Below are 799 nucleotides of genomic sequence, written 5' to 3'. Positions count from 1 at the left end.
AGCGACATTCATTAAACTTGTTTTTGCGAAGAACGAGCTTAATGGAAGGAATGCCGATGTCCCCAGTAGATTTTATCTTAGGAATCCGAGATGTAATGATTGAGCGCGTGGAGCGTGGCCGGGAGATTCATGTCTGGGCCAGGCCGGCCAAACGCCTGGCGTGCATCCATTGCCAGCAAGAGGCGGTACGGATAAAAGCGACGCACCAGCGTACGCTCAAGCACACACGCCAGGGCAATCAGCTCATGGTGTTGCACCTGAGGGTGCCCAAGTATCACTGCACCGACTGCAATCGCTACTTTCGTCACCGCTTTGCGGGCATCCGGCCACGGCGCCGGGCCACCGAGGCGTATCGCCTGGAGGTTTTCGAGGCCCATGACGGGGGCGTGAGCCAGCGCCAGCTCACGCGCACGCACCGGATCGGCAGCGCCACCGTCGAGCGCTGGTACCAGTCCTTTATTAAGCAACGCGTCTTGGAGCTGTCAGGCCGACGTTGTCCGCAGGTTCTAGGCATTGATGAGCATTTCTTCAGCCGCAAGAAGGGCTACGCCACGACGCTGGTCGATCTGCAGCACCATAAGGTGTTCGATGTGGTGCTGGGGCGCTCAGAAGCAAGTCTGCGTAGCTTTCTGAAGCGTTTGCCTGGGCGTGAGCACGTGCGTGTCATTGTGATGGATCTGTCCGAGACCTATCGGCGCATTGCCCAGCAGTACTTTCCCAATGCCATGATCGTGGCTGATCGCTTTCATGTCGTGCGGTTGGTGAACCAGCATTTTCTGAAGCTATGGCAGCAGCACGA

1 protein-coding gene is annotated in these 799 nt (G+C 57.6%); it reads left to right on the top strand.

Features of this window, described 5'->3' with window-relative positions:
• Nucleotides 1–95: 95 nt before the first annotated feature.
• Nucleotides 96–799: transposase (locus LKR43_RS16145; protein WP_227685200.1), on the top strand; the 704-nt coding region annotated here is incomplete at its 3' end.

The organism is Pusillimonas sp. MFBS29, assembly GCF_020687695.1.
Classification (GTDB): domain Bacteria; phylum Pseudomonadota; class Gammaproteobacteria; order Burkholderiales; family Burkholderiaceae_B; genus Pusillimonas_C.
Note: the sequence above shows the minus strand (reverse complement) of the source record. Positions and strands in the feature narration are given on the sequence as shown.